Origin of the sequence: Amycolatopsis sp. La24 (genome assembly GCF_029087445.1) — a bacterium.
In the GTDB taxonomy this organism is placed as follows: domain Bacteria; phylum Actinomycetota; class Actinomycetes; order Mycobacteriales; family Pseudonocardiaceae; genus Amycolatopsis; species Amycolatopsis nivea.
Genome location: NZ_JARACH010000089.1, coordinates 1 through 15,592, shown reverse-complemented (window position 1 = coordinate 15,592; position 15,592 = coordinate 1). Strand labels below are relative to the sequence as shown.

The following is a 15,592-nucleotide window of genomic DNA, read 5'->3' as shown; positions in this document are numbered from 1 at the left end:
TTAGGGTAACCTTGCCTTACCCTGCGCAACAATACGGATACCCACCGGCACGCTGCGAGCGGGGCCCGCGCGGCAGCGAAACGGCCGGCGCCCCCCTTGGGGAGCACCGGCCGTTTCAAGGCAGGAGTCAGCGCGACGGAGCCAGCCCGCGCACCTGCACCGCGAGTACGGGCGTGGTCAGCCTATTGTCCACAGAGGACTGCTTCAGCCCTCCTTCCCGAGAGCGGCCAGTTCCCGGTGGATCCACTCGACCTGGGTGCGCATGAGGTTCTCCGCGACCTCCTCGGCCTGCGGCGTCATGTGCGTCGCGCCCGCGAGCGGCAGGAAGCCGTGCGCGCGGCCCTTCGCCAGCAACGCCGAGGAAAGCCGCAGCGCGTGCGCCGGGAAGACGTTGTCGTCGGCGAGGCCGTGCACGATCAGCAGCGCCCGTTCGAGCGAACCGGCACTCGCGATGAGCGAGTTGTGCTCATAGCTTTCCGGCTCGTCTTCCGGCTTGCCGAGGTAGCGCTCGGTGTAGTGGGTGTCGTAGAGCGACCAGTCGGTGACCGGCGCGCCCGCGACCGCCGCGTGGAACACGTCCGGCCGCCGCAGCACGGCGAGCGCGGACAGGTAGCCGCCGTACGACCAGCCGCGGATCGCGACCCGCTCAAGGTCCAGTTCGGGGTACGCAGCGGCGGCCGCGTGCAGGGCGTCGACCTGGTCGGCCAGGGTAACGTCGGCGAGCTTGCCCGCGATCTCCTTCTCCCACGCCGGTCCGCGCCCGGGCGACCCGCGACCGTCCACGACCAGCACGGCGAAACCCTGGTCGGCAAGCCACTGCGGGGTGAGGAAAGCGTTGCGGCTCTGGAGAACCCGCTGCGCGTGCGGGCCGCCGTACGGGTCGAGGAGGACCGGCAGCTTGCCCTCGTCGGGCTCGTATCCGCGCGGCAGCACCAACGCCGCGCGCAGCTGGCGTTCGCCGAGAGTGAGCCAGGTCAGGTTCGGGACGATCTCCGGGTCCACAGTGGACGATTCGATCGACCCCGCCTCGGCGCCGTCCCGCAGCACGGTCACCTTCGGACCGCTGTGGTCGAGACTCCACGAGGAAAGCACCGTGAGAGCCGCGCTTCCCGAACCGACGTGCACACCATCCGTTGTGGACAGTCGCCGCACCTTGCCGTCTTCGGTGCGGTACAGGTGAATCTGCGTCGGGTCGCTTTCCGAAGCGGTGAACAGGATTTCCTCGCCGACGTGCAGCACCATCCGCAGCTGCATGCCCGGCGGCGTGACCGGCTCGCCGTCCACCAGGAGCCGGTGATCGCCGTCCGCCGCGCTTTCCACCACCAGCTTGCCGTCCGCGGTCCACGCGGGCACGCCCTGGAAGATCTCGACCCAGTGCTCGTCGGTCTCGGTGTGCACCTGGGCGACCGAACCGTCAGACGGATCCAGCGCGAGCACCGTCAGCCGCTTCTGGTCCCGCGGCTGCACGGCCAGCAGCGGCTGCCCGCCCGCCGACCAGTGCACCGTGACCAGGTACTCCCAGTCGCCTGGCGCCACGTCGACGCGGCTGCCGTCCAGGCTCAGCACGGCCAGCGACACCTCGGCGTTCGGCGAGCCCGCCGCCGGGTACGCCACGACGTTCGCCGGCTGCTGCGGGTTCGCCGGGTCGCCGATCGTCCAGCGCGGCACCGGGCCGCGGTCCGCGCGCTCCACGATCACGCTGCGCCCGTCCGGCGCCCACCAGTAGCCGCGCGTGCGGTCCATCTCCTCGCCCGCGATGAACTCCGCGAGCCCCCAGGTGACGTCCTCGTCGTCCTCGCCGACGAGAACGCGGTCTTCGCCGGTCGCCAGTTCGATCACGTGCAGCCGCCGCTCGCGCACGTACGCGACGTGCGTGCCGGTCGGGTTCGGCCGCGGGTCGATCACGGACCCGTCGACCAGGATGCGCGTCTCGCCGGTCGCGAGGTCGAGCGTGTACAGCTTGCCCGACAGCGTGAACGTGACGACGGTGAACGCGTCGTCGACGCCGAAGGCCACCACGCCGCCGCCGGTCTCCCGGGCCCGTTCGCGGCGCGCCCGCTCCTCCGGCGGCAGGTCCTCGTCGCCGGACACCAGCTCGGCCGCGTCGATCAGCTTCGTCTCCTCGCCGGTCGCGAGGTCGAACGACCACAGGCTGTGCCGCGGGTCGGCGCCGGTGGCGCTGCGCAGGAACAGCACCCGCGAACCGTCGGGGGCGACCCGGAACTGCTTGGGCGCGCCGAGAGTGAACCGCTGGGTGCGGGCCTGCTGGCGGAGGAACGGAACGTCGTCGAGTGCAGAATCGGTCACGACCAGCACTCTTTCAGATGATCAGCCGGACACGCCAACACCCTGCAGGGCAGCTCGCTGCTCTTCGACGTCATAGGCCGGCTCCGGGAACTGCGGGTCCATGTCGGTCAGCGTCTCGACCAGCAGCTCCGCAACTGCCCAATTCCGGTACCACTTGCGGTCGGCTGGCACGACGTACCACGGAGCGTGCGCGGTCGACGTGCGCTTCAACACGTCGGCGTACGCCTTCTGATACGCGGGCCACTGGCGGCGTGCCTCGATGTCCGACGGGTCGAACTTCCACCGCTTCTCCGGCCGGTCCAGCCGCGCGGTGAGCCGACGAAGCTGCTCCTCCGGCGAGATGTGCAGGAACACCTTCACCACGGCGGTGCCGCTGTCGGTCAGCTCCTTCTCGAACGCGTTGATCTGCGTGTAGCGCCTCCGTCGCTCGGCCGCAGGAAGCTGGCCGAGCACGCGCGGCACGAGCACGTCCTCGTAATGCGACCGGTCGAACACGCCGAGGTGGCCCGGCGACGGGAGCTTCTTGCGGATGCGCCACAGGAAGTCGTGCTTGAGCTCGGCGGCCGTCGGTTTCTTGAACCCGGCGTACTGCACGCCCATCGGGTTCACCAGGCCGAGCACGTGCCCGACGGTGCCGCCCTTGCCGGAAGTGTCCATGCCCTGCAACACGAGCAGCACGCTGCGGGCGCCGCCGCCGATGCCCTCCGCGTACAGCGCCTCCTGCAACCCGGCGAGCTGTTCCCCGGTGGACTCGAGTTTCTTGCCGCCCTTAGCCTTCTTTTCCGGCCCCACCGGCGACGAAGCCGGGTCCGGCAGCTCGTCGCCCGCCCGGAGCGCGTCGCGGACCCGGTTTCCGTTCTGCTGCTTCTTCGCCATCCCGGGACGATAACCGCGGGCGCCGACAATCCCGGGGACCTCTCCGCCGGTGTCATCCGGTCGAGCGAGCGGCGCAGCGAATCGCCGGCAAGACCCCTCGATTGCGCAACGAACGACGGGGGAAAGCAACGTTTCCCGGCTGAACTCCCCGCGAACGGCCTCTAGCCTGAACGCATGACAGCGTCCGTCCAGCCTGCCGGCACCGCGCGTCCCTCCTCCTCCGACGGCTTCATCGCGCTCGACGAGCAATGGAGCACGCACAACTACCATCCGCTGCCGGTCGTAATCGCCGAAGCCGAGGGCGCTTCGGTGACCGACGTGGCCGGCAAGTCCTATCTGGACTTCCTGTCCGGCTACTCCGCGCTCAACTTCGGCCACCGCAACCCCGAGCTGATCGCCGCCGCGACCGAGCAGCTGGGCCGCGTCACGCTCACCTCCCGCGCCTTCCACCACGACCAGCTGGGCCTGTTCTGCCGCGAGCTCGCCGAGCTGACCGGGACCGAGATGGTGCTGCCGATGAACTCCGGGGCCGAGGCCGTGGAGTCCGCGGTGAAGGTCGCGCGCAAGTGGGCGTACCAGGTCAAGGGCGTTCCGGCGGGCACGGCGGAAATCGTGGTCGCGGCGTCGAACTTCCACGGCCGCACCACCACCATCGTCTCGTTCTCCGACGACGAAACCGCGCGCGCCGACTACGGGCCCTTCACGCCGGGCTTCGTCCAGGTGCCGTACGGCGACGCCGAAGCGTTGAAGGCAGCCATCACGCCGCGCACCGCAGCCGTGCTGATGGAGCCGATCCAGGGCGAGGCAGGCGTCGTCGTGCCGCCCGAAGGGTTCTTCGCCGCGGTGCGACGGCTGTGCGACGAGAACAACGTGCTGATGATCGCCGACGAGATCCAGTCCGGTCTCGCCCGCACCGGCACTGTGCTGGCGCTGGAGCACGAAGGCGTCCGCGCTGACCTGTACACGCTGGGCAAGGCCCTCGGCGGCGGCATCGTCCCGGTGTCGGCGGTGGTCGGCAGCCGCGACGTGCTGGGCGTGCTGAAGCCCGGCGAACACGGCTCGACCTTCGGCGGCAACCCGCTGGCTTGCGCGGTCGGCCGCGCCGTGGTGCGGATGCTGCAGACCGGCGAGTACCAGAAGCGGTCCACCGAACTCGGCGCGCACCTGCACGAACGGCTGGCGAAGCTGGTCGGCGACGGCGTCTCGGAGGTGCGCGGACGCGGTCTGTGGGCGGGCGTCGACATCGCGCCGGGCGGTCCTACCGGACGGGAGGCGTCCGAGGCGTTGGCCGGGTTGGGCGTGCTGTGCAAGGAAACGCACGACCGCACGCTGCGCGTCGCGCCGCCGCTGGTGATCACCGAAGCCGAACTGGACCGCGGCATCGACGCGATCGCCCAGGTCGTGCGCGGCTGACCTGCTCGGTGACCGCCGTTTTTCCGGGCGGCGGTCACCGGGTAGGCATCACCGCGACCGTCGACCCGTCCGGCGAAGCGGTCACCTCGATTCCGCGGCCGTACTCGTCCTCGACGGACGTGGTCAGGTTCCACGTTCCGTCGTTTTCCCTGAGCGCCACCGAAATCTTGTCGCGAGGGAAGCCGGGCATGCGCTCGTCCACCTTCGCCAGGATCGCGGGCAGCGCCTTCGGCGACAGCTCCGACAACGCGAACAGCGGCGCGTCCGGATCCGGCTGGATCGGCGAGGGCCGGTGTTCGACGAGACGGCCGCGATACCAGTCGTAGTCGTCCGAAGTGCCCGGGCCTGGGCCAGGCACCTGGAACTCAACGTGGTCGGTCCGGATGATCGCCTCGTACGCTTCTTGACGACCGCTCAGCTTGGTCAGCAACTCGGCAACCTGTCGGAAACCGTTCTCCGTGAACGCGTCCGAAGTGAGCGCCGGTACGCCCTTCGCGTCCGCGACCAACTGGCGGTCGTTGTCGTTGGCCGAGCGGACCGTCATGGTGATCCCGACGTCCTCGCGGCGGATGCTCACGCGCGCGTCCGCCGGGTCTCCGCCGAAACTCGCGACGAGGCCGGGGATCGCAGCGAAATCGACCTCGTTCGCGGCGAATTGCTTGTCCGGCTGGCCAGTGCTGATCGAGTCGCGTTTGACCGTGCCGCCGCGATAGCTGAGGTACGCGCCGGGAACGGTGGCGCGCAACTGGTCCGATTCCACTGTCAGGTCCTCGAAACGCTCGCTTTCGGCGGAGAGTTTCGCCACGCCAGCGCGCAAATCTTCCGCAGTGAACAGGTTCGGCGGGGAGAGAAGCTGGCCGAGGACGTCGTCACGGATCGGCACCAGCAGCGCCGCCGCGACGACAACCGCGCTCACCACCGCCATCGCCAGCCGCCCGACGACATTCCCTTGCCGGGCTTCGGGTTCCGGCATGCGTTCCTCGCCGACGACCCCGACCTGCCACGGCCGCTCAGTCCATTCCCGCGGCGGGTCGGCATCCACCACGACCACCCCGGCGTACCGCGGACTCTGCTTGACCACGACCACCGTGCCCGGCTGATACGCCGCGGACCGCACCGGATGGATCAACTCCCGAGCCGTCGCCGGGTACGCGGCCTCGTCCGGCGGCGCGACGACCAACTTCAACTCGGTCACATAGGCGTCGTTGACCTGCGTCCCAGTCGACTTCAAGCGTTCGATCTTGGCGAGCGCACGATCGCCGTGCTTCTGGACGAACCGCCTGCTCTGCGGGGACGCGGTCCCGTTGAGCGAGCGGGCGATGCTGCCGAGGATCAGCACCATGATCGTGAGAATGACGCCGACCGACCCCGACGCCCGCGATCGCGAGCCCGAGCGGCACCGCGTACCCCAGCCGCAGGAACCGGATCAGCCGGATCACCAGCGACCGCCGCGGTTCGGGTGAATTGAGCACAATGGGTGTTTACTGCACTCCGCGTGAAGACACCAGAGGTGATGCTCACACAGAGTGTCCGTTCAGGCCGAGGTCACCTCGACGCCGCGCAGCGCGTTGTTGTCCTGCTGCTGCCCGTCGCCGCCCGGCACGGTCGGGATGTCGCCGGTGCTGAGACCGGACAGGTAAAGCCCGGCCTCGGCACCGGCTTCCGCGGACTGCCGTTTGCGGCGGGCAGTTTCGATCCTCGTCACCACGACCTGGCGAGCGCCGCCGGGCAGCTGCACCACCGCGTTCGCGCCGACCTGGACCGTGCCGTCGGTGACCGTGCCGGTGACCACGATGCCCCGCGTCGGGATCTGGTAGATCTCGGAGATCCGGAAGCGGAACGGGCCGGACGGGGTTTCGGCCGGACGGCGCGAGAACAGCGACATGGGACAAGCATCGCATCACGGCGGTCACCCGGCGCTCACCGGCTGGCCGCCGCGTGGACTGCCGCAGCCAGCCGGTCGTGTTCGGGATAGGACCAACTCGCGGAGAACTGCCGCCGCGTGTACCCGAACGCGATGCCGGTGCGCGGATCCACAAAGGACTCAGACCCGGCGGATCCGTTGTGCCCGAACGCATTCGCGCTGAGGAAGGGATACCGCAACCCCTTCGCCTGAAACCCGAGCGCGTACTGGCCCGTGTCCCCGGTCACCAGGTCGCGGCCAGTGGAATGAAGCATCGCGAACTCGCCGAGCGTGCCAGGTTCGAGCAGCGGCGGCCGTCCGTCCAAACCGGACACCGCAGCCGCGTACAGCCCAGCCAGCCCCCGCGCGCTGCCGACCCCACCAGCGGAAACCTGCCCGAGCGCCCGCACCCGCCGCGTGTTGAGGAACGCCACCTGATCAAGCGGCGGCGTCGAATCGAGCCCGTAGCCGATGCCGCCCAAGCTGTACGGACTCGGAACGTACGCCTGGAACGCCGCGAGCGCCTCCGCGCTCGCCTCCCCCGCCAGCACCTCGCGGTACCGGTGGTCCTCCTGCTCGGGCAGTCCCAGGTACAGGTCCAAGCCGTACGGCTCCCTGATCCGCGTCTCGAAATGCTCCTGCACCGAGCGCCCGGTGACCCGCCGGACCACCTCCGCGACGATCGAGAATCCGGCGAATCCGCTGTAGCCGTAAGCAGATCCCGGCCGCCAGAACGGCCGCTGCCCGGCCAGCCGTCGCGCGATCACCCGATCGTCCGCGAGCTCCTCGGCGGACAGCCCGCCCTCCGCCCCGATCACGCCGGAACGATGGGTCAGCACGTCGCGCACCGTGATCCCGCCCTTGCCCGCAGCGGCGAACTCCGGCCAATGGCGCGCGACCGGCTCGTCCAGGTCCAGCACGCCGTCCTGCACGAGCAACGCCACCACCAGCGTGGTCGCCCCCTTGGTCGAGGAATAGACGCCGGTCAGCGTCTCGCCCGTGACGTCGCCCGCCCAGAGATCAACCACCAGCCGCCCGTGCACACGGACCGCCAACTGCACGCCCGCACTCGCCTCAGCCGCGGTGACGAACTCCTCGCGAACCTCCTCGAAGCCGTCCGCGACAGTCCCGTGGATTTCGGTGTCCCCCATCAGCCCTCCAATCAGTGTCGAAAGAAGGACCCGCGCGCCGCGGTGAATGTGACTAGGCTCCGATCTGTGACCGCCAGGCGGACTCTCGCCCTCTTCGCCGCGCTCTGCGCGCTCGCCACGCTTGCGTTGGGACTGCTAGTCGCGCCCTACGCGCCGGGCACAGTGGACCAATGGACCGAGAGGTCCGCCTCGACGCTGAGCCCAGCCCTGCTCAACACGCTTGTGCTGCCCACCGAGCCGTACGTGCTCATCCCAGCCGTCGTCGTCATCGCCGGCATCTGCCTCTACCAACGCAATCGCCTGGACGCACTACTCGCCGTGGCAGGCCCACTCGTCGCCATCGCGCTGAACAGCTGGGCGCTGAAACCCGCCTTCGACCGCTGGAAAGGCGGCACGCTCGCCTACCCCAGCGGCCACACCGTCAGCCTGCTAGCCGTGCTGACTGTCATAGTGCTGCTGGTGCGGTTCAAGGCTGTCGCCGTTGCGGTAGGCGCAGTGCTGGTCTGCTGCGCAGCCATCGGCATGATCGGCCTCGGCTACCACTACCTGACCGACATCGTCGGCGGCGTCTGCTTCGCCCCCGCAGTGGTCACCGCGCTGCGGGCGGCGCTGTCACCGCGTCGCGCGCGAGAGCCGTCAACCGGCTGATCGCACGCAGGTACTTCTTGCGGTAACCGCCGTTCAGCATCTCCTCGCCGAACAGCTCGGGCAGCGGCACCCCGGACACGACCACCGGAATCGCCCGGTCGTACAGCCGGTCCGCCAACGCGACCAGCCGAAGCCCGACCATCTGGTCCGGCACCGGCGTCACGTGCTTGAGGTGGACCCGCCGCACCCCGTCGAGCAGCTTCCCGTAGCGCGAGGGATGCAAGCGCTCGAGATGCGTCATCAAGGCACTGAATTCGTCCACAGTGGACCCTTCGTGCGCGGCCGCGGAAGCGTCGATCTCGTCGTCGCTGACCGGCGGAGGCGCATCCGGCAGCCCGCGGTGCCGGTAGTCGGGCCCGTCGACGCGGACGACGCCGAACCGCCGCGACAACGCCTGGATCTCGCGCAGGAAGTCCTCCGCCGCGAACCGCCCCTCGCCGAGCTTGTCCGGCAGGGTGTTGGAGGTCGCCGCGACGTAGACGCCCGCGTCGGTGAGCTCCTGCAGCAGCCGGCTGACCAACGTGGTGTCGCCGGGATCGTCGAGCTCGAACTCGTCGATCGCCAGCAACCGGTGCTCGGACAGCCGCGCGACCGCGTTGGCGAACCCCAGCGCGCCGACGAGGTGCGTGAGCTCGACGAACGTCCCGTACGCCTTGGGCCCAGGAGTCTCGTGCCACGTCGACGCGAGGAGGTGGGTTTTGCCGACGCCGAAGCCGCCGTCGAGGTAAAGCCCCATCGGCCCGTCCGGAATCGCCGCCCCGCCGCCGAAGAGCGACCGCAGGCGGGATTTTTTGGCCTTCGCCGCCCCGATCCGCGAAGCGAACGCGGAACACGCTTCGACCGCGGCCGCCTGGCTGGGCTCGTCCGGGTTGGGCAGGTAAGTGGAAAACCGAGCCTCGCCAAACCGCGGCGGCGGCACGAGGGACGCGATCAGCTCGTCGGCCCCAAGCTCGGGAAACCGGTCGGTCAGCGCAGCTGCGGGCATGGTGGAAGAGCCTATCCGGACGGCCCCGGCAGCTTGGGCGCGCCTCGACCGGGCTGGGAAGGGCAAATCCCCCGGTCGGAGCCGCCTTCGGGCGCAGAGGGGGCCGGTGAGGCGGGATGCGTGTGGTGACTGTCACCGGGGTGCGGCGCTGGTCAGGGCTCCGGCACCGGGTCTGGCTTGCGCTGCGGGGGCGGGTGACGAAGTGGCTCGGTCCGGCGCTGCGGCACTGGGGCAGCGGTGTGACCAGACCGGCGCGAGCGGCGAGGCACCGCGGCACCGGCCCGAGGCGCGTGACCAGACCCGGTGCAAACGGCGAAGTGGCCGGGCACCGCGCTGAACCGAGCCGCGCGCGGCCTGGCGGACGGCGAGGCCCCGCGGCACCGGATCGATGGATCGAGGTGTGCGACCAGACCAGCGCGAGCGGCGAGGTCGCCCGCCACCGCGGCGCTGGGATCGAGGTGTGCCACCGTCCCGGCGCGAATAGCGCGGCGGCGGCCGTTCCGCTGTGCTGGAGCGGGCTGCGTCGTGGTCCGACAGGAGCTGCGGATCGTGGCGGGCGAGGTCGGTCACCGGACTGGGGACCAGCGGCGCTGCCGCCAAGGCCGCCATCGCACGGCGCTCGATCCGTGGGCTGCCGGTCGGGCGCGCTGTGTCGCGGCGCGGGCCGGGCTGACTGGAGACTCACCCATTCGAGGGATGCCGCGTGAGTTTTCGCCCGGTCGGGAGGTCCTTTCGGAGGGCACGTCTCCGGCGCCGCGGGCCGCTCGCGGTGACACTGGACGCGCCATGTCCGCATACAGGGAGCGAGGAACCATGCCGAGCACGAACCGGCCCGATGTGCCTACTGCTGTCCCGTCTTCCGCGCTGGCGGCGGCTGACCAGACGGACACCGCGGGGCGCACCACGATCTCGTCGCTGGTCGTGCAGAAGATCGCGGTGCTGTCGACGCGCGAGGTCGCCGGGGTGCACGCGCTCGGCGGCGGGGTGTCGCGGGCGATCGGGGCGATCCGGGATCGGATCCCGGGGTCGGGCGCGACCTCCACCGCGGGCGTCTCGGTCGAGGTCGGCGAGAAGCAGGCCGCGATCGACCTCGACGTCGTCGTCGAGTACGGCGCGCGCATCGCGGAGGTCGCCCGCGACGTGCGGCGCAACGTCATCACCTCCGTCGAGCAGATCACCGGGCTCGAGGTGATCGAGGTCAACATCGCGGTCAACGACGTCCACCTGCCCGGCGAGGAGGACGAACCCGAGTCGAGCCGGGTCGAATGACCTTGTGATCGGCCGGTGCGTCGGCCGCGGCACCCGCCCAGGCCCGGTCGCCAGGGGCACAAGTCGGGCAGCGGTCCTGAAGCACCGCGTGAGCCACAGCCGCGAAAACGCCCGCCAAACCGAACACCGGCAGCACCAGCAATCACCGCAGCACAGACATCCCAGGAGGGCGCACGTTGAACGCTACGCAGACCGGGATCCTCGCCGGGCTGATTCTCGGCCTGGCCGCTACGCAGGGATTCACCGCTTTCCTGGTGACCTTCGCGGTCGGCATCATCGGGCTCGTGGTCGGCCGGGTCCTCGACGGCGAACTCGACCTCGGCGACCTGTTCGGGAAGGGCCGAGACAAGTGACCCAGGCGGTCGAGGCAGGGCCGTCCCGCAACGACCTTCCGGAGCCCGCCGAGCGCGGTTCGCTGACCATCGCGCACGCCGTGGTGCGCAAGGTCGCGCGGCACGCCGCCGATCAGGTTCCCGGGACGATGCGCACCGAGCGCCGCGTCGCGGGGGTCAGCACCGGGACCACCGGCGCCTCCGCGAAGGTCGGCGGCTCGGACAACGACGTCGAACTGTCCCTCGATCTCGCGTTGCGTTATCCGGCACCGGTGCGCGAGGTGACTGGGCAGGTGCGCGAGAAGGTTGTCGAAGAGGTCGAACGCATCACCTCCTATCACGTGCGTTCGGTCGCGGTGACGGTCACCGCGTTGCTGCCGGACGTGCCGCCGAGGGTGCGATGATGCGCATCCTCGTCCGTCTTCTCTCCACGCTGCTCGGCCTGGCCGTCGCGGCCGGCGGCGCACTGCTGGCGCTCGAAGTCGGGTGGGCCTGGTGGCAGCCTGACAAGGAACCGCTGCTCGTGCCGTGGCCGCGGTGGAAAGCTGCGATCGCCGAGCTGGACTGGACCAGCACGCCAGTGCGGATCGTCGCGGGAATCGTCTTGCTCGCCGGGCTTGTGCTCCTGTTGCTGGCGCTCGGCGCGGGCGACCGAGCGGTGCGGATGACCGATCCCGCTGACGGCATCACCGTCAACACCTCCCCGCGAGCTCTCGCGCGCTTGGTCGGGCTGGCGGTGCGCGCGGAGGACAACGTGCGCGGCGCGTCCGTGACGGCCAGCTCCCGCCGGGTGCGCGTGCGCGCGACAAGCCGGTTGGAAAACGAGGAACAGCTGCGGCCGCGGCTGTTGGAAACCGTCGCGGGGGTGCTGGACGACCTCCCGCTGCAGCGTCGTCCGAAGGTGTCCGTGGTCGTCGACTCTCCGAAGGACCGGTGATGAGCGCTTCCGCGGCGCGTCGCGCGCAAGGCCGTTCGTACGGCGCCGAGCGCACGCTGACCTCCTTGGTCGGTGTCCTCGGTGTGCTGGCTGGTGCCGGAGCGCTGGTGGTCGGCATGGGGTGGCTCGGGCAGTTCCGCGGGCACCGGCCGGTACTCGATCCGATCGCGGTCGGCTGGCTTGGCGACCACGCGCTGTACGCGCGGATCGGTGCGGTGGTGCTCGGGGTGCTGCTGCTCGTGTTCGGCCTGTGGTGGTTTTTCCGTTCGCTGCGCCCGGAACGCCGTCCGGACCTCAAGCTCGACGAGACGATCGGCGCTGAACTCACCGTCACGGCCGGAGCGCTGGCGAACGCCGTGCAAACCGACGCGGAGAGCGTTGACGGGGTCACCCGGGCTCGCGTCCGTTCGGTGGGCACCGTGGCCGATCCGGCGTTGCGGATCACGCTCTGGCTGGCCGAGGGCGCGGAAGTCCGGCGGGTGTGGGAAGACCTCGACGCGTACGTGCTGACGAGGGCCAGGGAATCGCTCGGCGTCGAGACCCTGCCGACCGCGGTCCGGCTCGAACTCGACACGACCGGCTCGGCACGCGTGCGCTGATCCCGCGTTTCGCCCAGAATGCCCGCATGGCGCTCCCTGTGCAGGCACCGATCAAGCCCATGCTGGCGAAGCCGGCGAAAGCCATTCCCGATTCCGGCGGGCTGCTGTTCGAACCGAAGTGGGACGGGTTCCGCTGCCTGGTTTTCCGGGACGGCGACGAGATCACCCTGCAGTCGCGCGCGGAGAAGCCGCTGAACCGGTATTTCCCGGAAGTCCTCGCCGCGCTGCGGGAATCCTTGCCGGAGCGCGTCGTGCTCGACGGCGAACTGGTGGTGGCCCGCGACGGCAAGCTCGATTTCGACGCGCTGACCGAGCGCATCCACCCGGCGGACAGTCGCGTCCAGCTGCTCGCCGAGCAGTCGCCGGCGCAGTTCGTGGCTTTCGACGTGCTCGCGCTGGGCGACGAGTCGTTTGTGGACGAGCCGACCTCGGCGCGCCGCGAACGGCTCGAGTCCCTTTCGGGCATCGCGCTGACGCCGGCGACGACCGATCCGGAGACTGCTCGGCGCTGGTTCGAGCTGTTCGAAGGGGCTGGATTGGACGGCGTGATCGGCAAGCCGCTGGACGAGCCGTATTCGCCGGGCAAGCGGGTTTTGTTCAAGTACAAGCATTCCCGCACCGCGGACTGCGTGCTGGCGGGCCTGCGCTGGCACGTGGACGGCGAGCCGGGCGAAGCGGTCGGCTCGTTTTTGCTGGGCCTGTACGACGAGAACGGGCTGCTGCACCACGTCGGCGTGGTCGGTTCGTTCCCGGTCGCGCGCCGCCGCGAGCTGGCGCAGGAGCTGGCCCCGTTGATCACGGACGGCGAAGGGCATCCGTGGCTGGGCGACGCGGTCCGCGAGGGCCAGCGGATCCCGGGCGGCATCACGCGCTGGCGGTCGAAGGAACAGCCGTGGGTGCCGCTGCGGCTGGAGCGCGTGGTGGAGGTCTCGTACGAGCACACGGAGGGCGGCTATCCGTCGCGCTTCCGCCACACCGCCCAGTTCGCGCGCTGGCGGCCGGACCGGGAGCCGTCGTCGTGCGGCTACTCGCAGCTGGACGAGCCTGCCCGGTACGACCTGTCGGCAGTGTTCCGGGGCGAGGTCGTGCGGACCCGCTGACCGGACACGCCGCAGGACCCGCTCACTGGCTTCCCACACCACGCGTGCCAAGCTCGTCCGAGAGTTCCGCCGAGCAGACGTGAGGACCAGCCCGTGCACCGCCGTTCCCCCAGCCGTTCCCGTACGCGCGCCCGGCTGGTGGCGGCGACGCTGGGAGTGCTCATGCTGGCCGGGTGCACCAGCGGTCCCTCCGTGCGCCCCGCGGTGATCGACAACGACGGACGCGCCACCACCGCGCCGCCCCCGAGCACTGCCGCTGTGCCGTTGCCGCCGCTGGCCGAGCCCAAGAAGTCCGCCCTGCGATGGGCCAACTGCGACGCGGACACCCGGCAGCGGATGGCCGCTCCGGCACTGCCCGATTCGCTGCACGTCAGCTGCGCGCGCATGACGTCCCCGCTCGACGCGCCCGAGGACTCGCAGCACCTGCTCGCCCGCATCTTCGTGCTGAAGGCGGGCGACGGACCGATCCCGCTCGTGGTGGTCAACGACGTCGGCGGCGAGCCGGGCTCGCTGTTCGCCGCGCGCCTGGCGACCCGGCTTCCGCCGGAGTTCCTCAAGAAGTTCTCGCTGATCGGCGTGGACCGGCGCGGCACCGGGCTGTCCGGCGGCGTGCAGTGCGTGCCGCTGGAAGTGCGTTCGGACCTGCTGGGCGCGGACCCGGCGCAGGGCGGTCTCGGCGAGGTGCTCGACGCGGCTCGCCGGGCGGGTCAGCAGTGCGCGCTCGACCTCGACACCGCGCAGACCGCGCTGGACAGCTGGCGTACCGCCGGGGACCTCGACCAGCTGCGCAAACAACTCGGCCTTGACCGGCTGAACGCGCTCGGCCGCGGTGACGGCTCGAAGGTGCTTTCGGAGTACGCGGTGCGCTACCCGGCGCAGGTCGGCCGCATGGTGCTGGACGGCATCCCGGACCCGGGCGCCGACCGGGCGGCGGTGCTCGACGCGGTGGCCGCCGGCGCACAGTCGACGTTCGACGCCTTCTCCGCGGACTGCGCCGCCCGCAACTGCCCGATGGGCGATGCGAAGGTCGCGCTGAAGACCGTGACCGACCGGCTCCGTACGTCCCCTGTGGACACTGACGACGGCGTGACGATGAGCCCCGGCGTGGCGACTTACGCGGTGTACCAAGGCCTCGCCGACCGGTCGAACTGGCCCGCTCTCGCCGACGCGCTGAACGCCGCGAAGAACGGTGACGTCACCGCGCTGGCCGGCTTCGCGAATCCGATCGTCGCGGACGTCCGCGGCCGCACGTCGCGCATCGGCGGCACCATCGCGACCCGATGCAACGACTCGACCACGCGGCTGCCCGCCGATCAACTGGACCGCGCCGCCGCCAACATGCGCGCCAAGTACCCGCAGTTCGGCGCTGCGGTCGCCCAGGAACTCGCCTGGTGCGGCGCTTGGCCGGTCCGCCGCGAGGCGCTGCCTCCCGCCGGTGCGCCAGGCGCCCCGCCCATGCTGGTGGCCGCTACCGCCACCGACCCGGTCACGCCGCAGATCGGCACGACCCGGGCCGCGGATCAGATGCCCAGCGCCGTGACTGTCACGTGGCAGGGTGTCGCGCACGGCGCGGTCGGCCAGTCCTCCTGCGTCACCGCAGCCGCGCAGGCCTTCCTGATCGACGGCAAGATTCCGGACAACGGCACTCTCTGTCCGGCCTAGGGACCGGCCTGGCTGGCGACCTGCGAGACGGAGTACGCGCAGTCGGCCTGCTGTTTGGTGATCAGCCGCAGGTGCGGCCGCTTGGTAATCGCGGCGTCGCCGAGCAACAGGTTGGGCGCGGAGCCGCTCGCGCCGCGTCGTGTGCGCAGCGCGTCTGTCGAACGGCTCCCTCTCGCCGAGATAGCGCCGCCAGCCGCGCACCAGCCCGCTGATCCGGCTGAGCAATCCCCGCTGAGGTCTGAGGTGGCGGAACCGGGGCTGTCCCGCCGAAGTCGTCTCGAACTGTGATGTCTCAGGACATGGGTGACAGTTCCGCATCAGGACTTGGGTGACGGTTGGTGTGTCAGGACTTCGGTGACGGTTGTTGTTTCTTCGGGCGGGTGCCTGGGCGTCGGCCGTTGCCGACGTAT

Annotated in this window: 15 protein-coding genes; 9 read left to right on the top strand and 6 right to left on the bottom strand. The window is 70.5% G+C overall.

Annotated elements, in window-relative coordinates; genetic code table 11:
• Positions 1-204 precede the first annotated feature (204 nt).
• Positions 205-2,307: a prolyl oligopeptidase family serine peptidase gene (locus tag PUT80_RS43180; protein WP_275295577.1), complete on the bottom strand. Its 2,103-nt coding sequence runs from the start codon at positions 2,305-2,307 to the stop codon at positions 205-207.
• 21 nt (positions 2,308-2,328) lie between these two features.
• Positions 2,329-3,183 carry a PPK2 family polyphosphate kinase gene (locus tag PUT80_RS43175; RefSeq protein ID WP_275295576.1) on the bottom strand — a complete coding sequence of 285 codons (855 nt, stop codon included), beginning with the start codon at positions 3,181-3,183 and terminating at the stop codon, positions 2,329-2,331.
• A 174-nt stretch (positions 3,184-3,357) separates the two neighbouring features.
• Here PUT80_RS43175 and rocD point away from each other — a divergent pair, with 174 nt between their 5' ends.
• Positions 3,358-4,596 (top strand): ornithine--oxo-acid transaminase, encoded by a 1,239-nt coding sequence (rocD, locus tag PUT80_RS43170; RefSeq protein WP_275295575.1) that lies wholly within the window; start codon positions 3,358-3,360, stop codon positions 4,594-4,596.
• A 34-nt stretch (positions 4,597-4,630) separates the two neighbouring features.
• Here rocD and PUT80_RS43165 read toward each other — a convergent pair whose 3' ends face one another.
• The 3 genes from PUT80_RS43165 to PUT80_RS43155 all read right to left on the bottom strand — a co-directional run bounded on the left by PUT80_RS43165 (position 4,631) and on the right by PUT80_RS43155 (position 7,650).
• Positions 4,631-5,938, bottom strand: coding sequence for a hypothetical protein (locus PUT80_RS43165; RefSeq protein ID WP_275295574.1), 1,308 nt, complete (start codon positions 5,936-5,938; stop codon positions 4,631-4,633).
• A gap of 192 nt (positions 5,939-6,130) precedes the next feature.
• Positions 6,131-6,481 carry a hypothetical protein gene (locus PUT80_RS43160; protein WP_275295573.1) on the bottom strand — a complete coding sequence of 117 codons (351 nt, stop codon included), beginning with the start codon at positions 6,479-6,481 and terminating at the stop codon, positions 6,131-6,133.
• A gap of 35 nt (positions 6,482-6,516) precedes the next feature.
• Complete coding sequence (locus tag PUT80_RS43155) at positions 6,517-7,650, bottom strand: serine hydrolase domain-containing protein (RefSeq protein WP_275295572.1); 1,134 nt, start codon at positions 7,648-7,650, stop codon at positions 6,517-6,519.
• Between the two features lie 66 nt (positions 7,651-7,716).
• Between PUT80_RS43155 and PUT80_RS43150 the strand changes: the two genes are divergently transcribed.
• Complete coding sequence (locus PUT80_RS43150; RefSeq protein WP_275295571.1) at positions 7,717-8,298, top strand: phosphatase PAP2 family protein; 582 nt, start codon at positions 7,717-7,719, stop codon at positions 8,296-8,298.
• Here PUT80_RS43150 and zapE read toward each other — a convergent pair.
• Positions 8,240-9,283: a cell division protein ZapE gene (gene zapE / locus PUT80_RS43145; protein ID WP_275295570.1), complete on the bottom strand. Its 1,044-nt coding sequence runs from the start codon at positions 9,281-9,283 to the stop codon at positions 8,240-8,242. The genes PUT80_RS43150 and zapE overlap by 59 nt on opposite strands.
• 813 nt (positions 9,284-10,096) lie before the next feature.
• Here zapE and PUT80_RS43140 point away from each other — a divergent pair.
• The 7 genes from PUT80_RS43140 to PUT80_RS43110 all read left to right on the top strand — a co-directional run bounded on the left by PUT80_RS43140 (position 10,097) and on the right by PUT80_RS43110 (position 15,182).
• Complete coding sequence (locus PUT80_RS43140) at positions 10,097-10,552, top strand: Asp23/Gls24 family envelope stress response protein (RefSeq protein WP_037819023.1); 456 nt, start codon at positions 10,097-10,099, stop codon at positions 10,550-10,552.
• A 176-nt stretch (positions 10,553-10,728) separates the two neighbouring features.
• Positions 10,729-10,905, top strand: a complete 177-nt coding sequence (locus PUT80_RS43135; protein ID WP_009075692.1) for a hypothetical protein — start codon at positions 10,729-10,731, stop codon at positions 10,903-10,905.
• Positions 10,902-11,288 carry an Asp23/Gls24 family envelope stress response protein gene (locus PUT80_RS43130; RefSeq protein WP_275295569.1) on the top strand — a complete coding sequence of 129 codons (387 nt, stop codon included), beginning with the start codon at positions 10,902-10,904 and terminating at the stop codon, positions 11,286-11,288. The genes PUT80_RS43135 and PUT80_RS43130 overlap by 4 nt, the downstream gene beginning before the upstream one ends.
• Positions 11,288-11,821 (top strand): DUF6286 domain-containing protein, encoded by a 534-nt coding sequence (locus tag PUT80_RS43125; protein ID WP_037819205.1) that lies wholly within the window; start codon positions 11,288-11,290, stop codon positions 11,819-11,821. The genes PUT80_RS43130 and PUT80_RS43125 overlap by 1 nt, the downstream gene beginning before the upstream one ends.
• Entirely contained in the window at positions 11,821-12,420 is a 600-nt protein-coding gene (locus PUT80_RS43120) for a hypothetical protein (protein WP_037819027.1), read from the top strand. Before PUT80_RS43125 ends, PUT80_RS43120 begins: the two co-directional genes overlap by 1 nt.
• Positions 12,421-12,446: 26 nt before the next feature.
• The gene (locus tag PUT80_RS43115; protein WP_134666383.1) at positions 12,447-13,520 is read left to right on the top strand and encodes an ATP-dependent DNA ligase; all 1,074 of its coding nucleotides are present in this window, start codon (positions 12,447-12,449) and stop codon (positions 13,518-13,520) included.
• Between the two features lie 162 nt (positions 13,521-13,682).
• On the top strand, positions 13,683-15,182 hold the full coding sequence (locus PUT80_RS43110; protein ID WP_275295583.1) for an alpha/beta hydrolase: 1,500 nt from the start codon (positions 13,683-13,685) through the stop codon (positions 15,180-15,182).
• Positions 15,183-15,592 lie beyond the last annotated feature (410 nt).

Coding starts and splice junctions, on each gene's coding strand:
- rocD (WP_275295575.1), top strand. CDS start 3,358: ATGACAGCGTCCGTCCAGCCTGCCGGCACCGCGCGTCCCTCCTCCTCC.
- zapE (WP_275295570.1), bottom strand. CDS start 9,283: ATGCCCGCAGCTGCGCTGACCGACCGGTTTCCCGAGCTTGGGGCCGAC.
- PUT80_RS43175 (WP_275295576.1), bottom strand. CDS start 3,183: ATGGCGAAGAAGCAGCAGAACGGAAACCGGGTCCGCGACGCGCTCCGG.
- PUT80_RS43165 (WP_275295574.1), bottom strand. CDS start 5,938: ATGGTGCTGATCCTCGGCAGCATCGCCCGCTCGCTCAACGGGACCGCG.
- PUT80_RS43140 (WP_037819023.1), top strand. CDS start 10,097: ATGCCGAGCACGAACCGGCCCGATGTGCCTACTGCTGTCCCGTCTTCC.
- PUT80_RS43155 (WP_275295572.1), bottom strand. CDS start 7,650: ATGGGGGACACCGAAATCCACGGGACTGTCGCGGACGGCTTCGAGGAG.
- PUT80_RS43120 (WP_037819027.1), top strand. CDS start 11,821: ATGAGCGCTTCCGCGGCGCGTCGCGCGCAAGGCCGTTCGTACGGCGCC.
- PUT80_RS43160 (WP_275295573.1), bottom strand. CDS start 6,481: ATGTCGCTGTTCTCGCGCCGTCCGGCCGAAACCCCGTCCGGCCCGTTC.
- PUT80_RS43125 (WP_037819205.1), top strand. CDS start 11,288: ATGCGCATCCTCGTCCGTCTTCTCTCCACGCTGCTCGGCCTGGCCGTC.
- PUT80_RS43110 (WP_275295583.1), top strand. CDS start 13,683: ATGCTGGCCGGGTGCACCAGCGGTCCCTCCGTGCGCCCCGCGGTGATC.
- PUT80_RS43115 (WP_134666383.1), top strand. CDS start 12,447: ATGGCGCTCCCTGTGCAGGCACCGATCAAGCCCATGCTGGCGAAGCCG.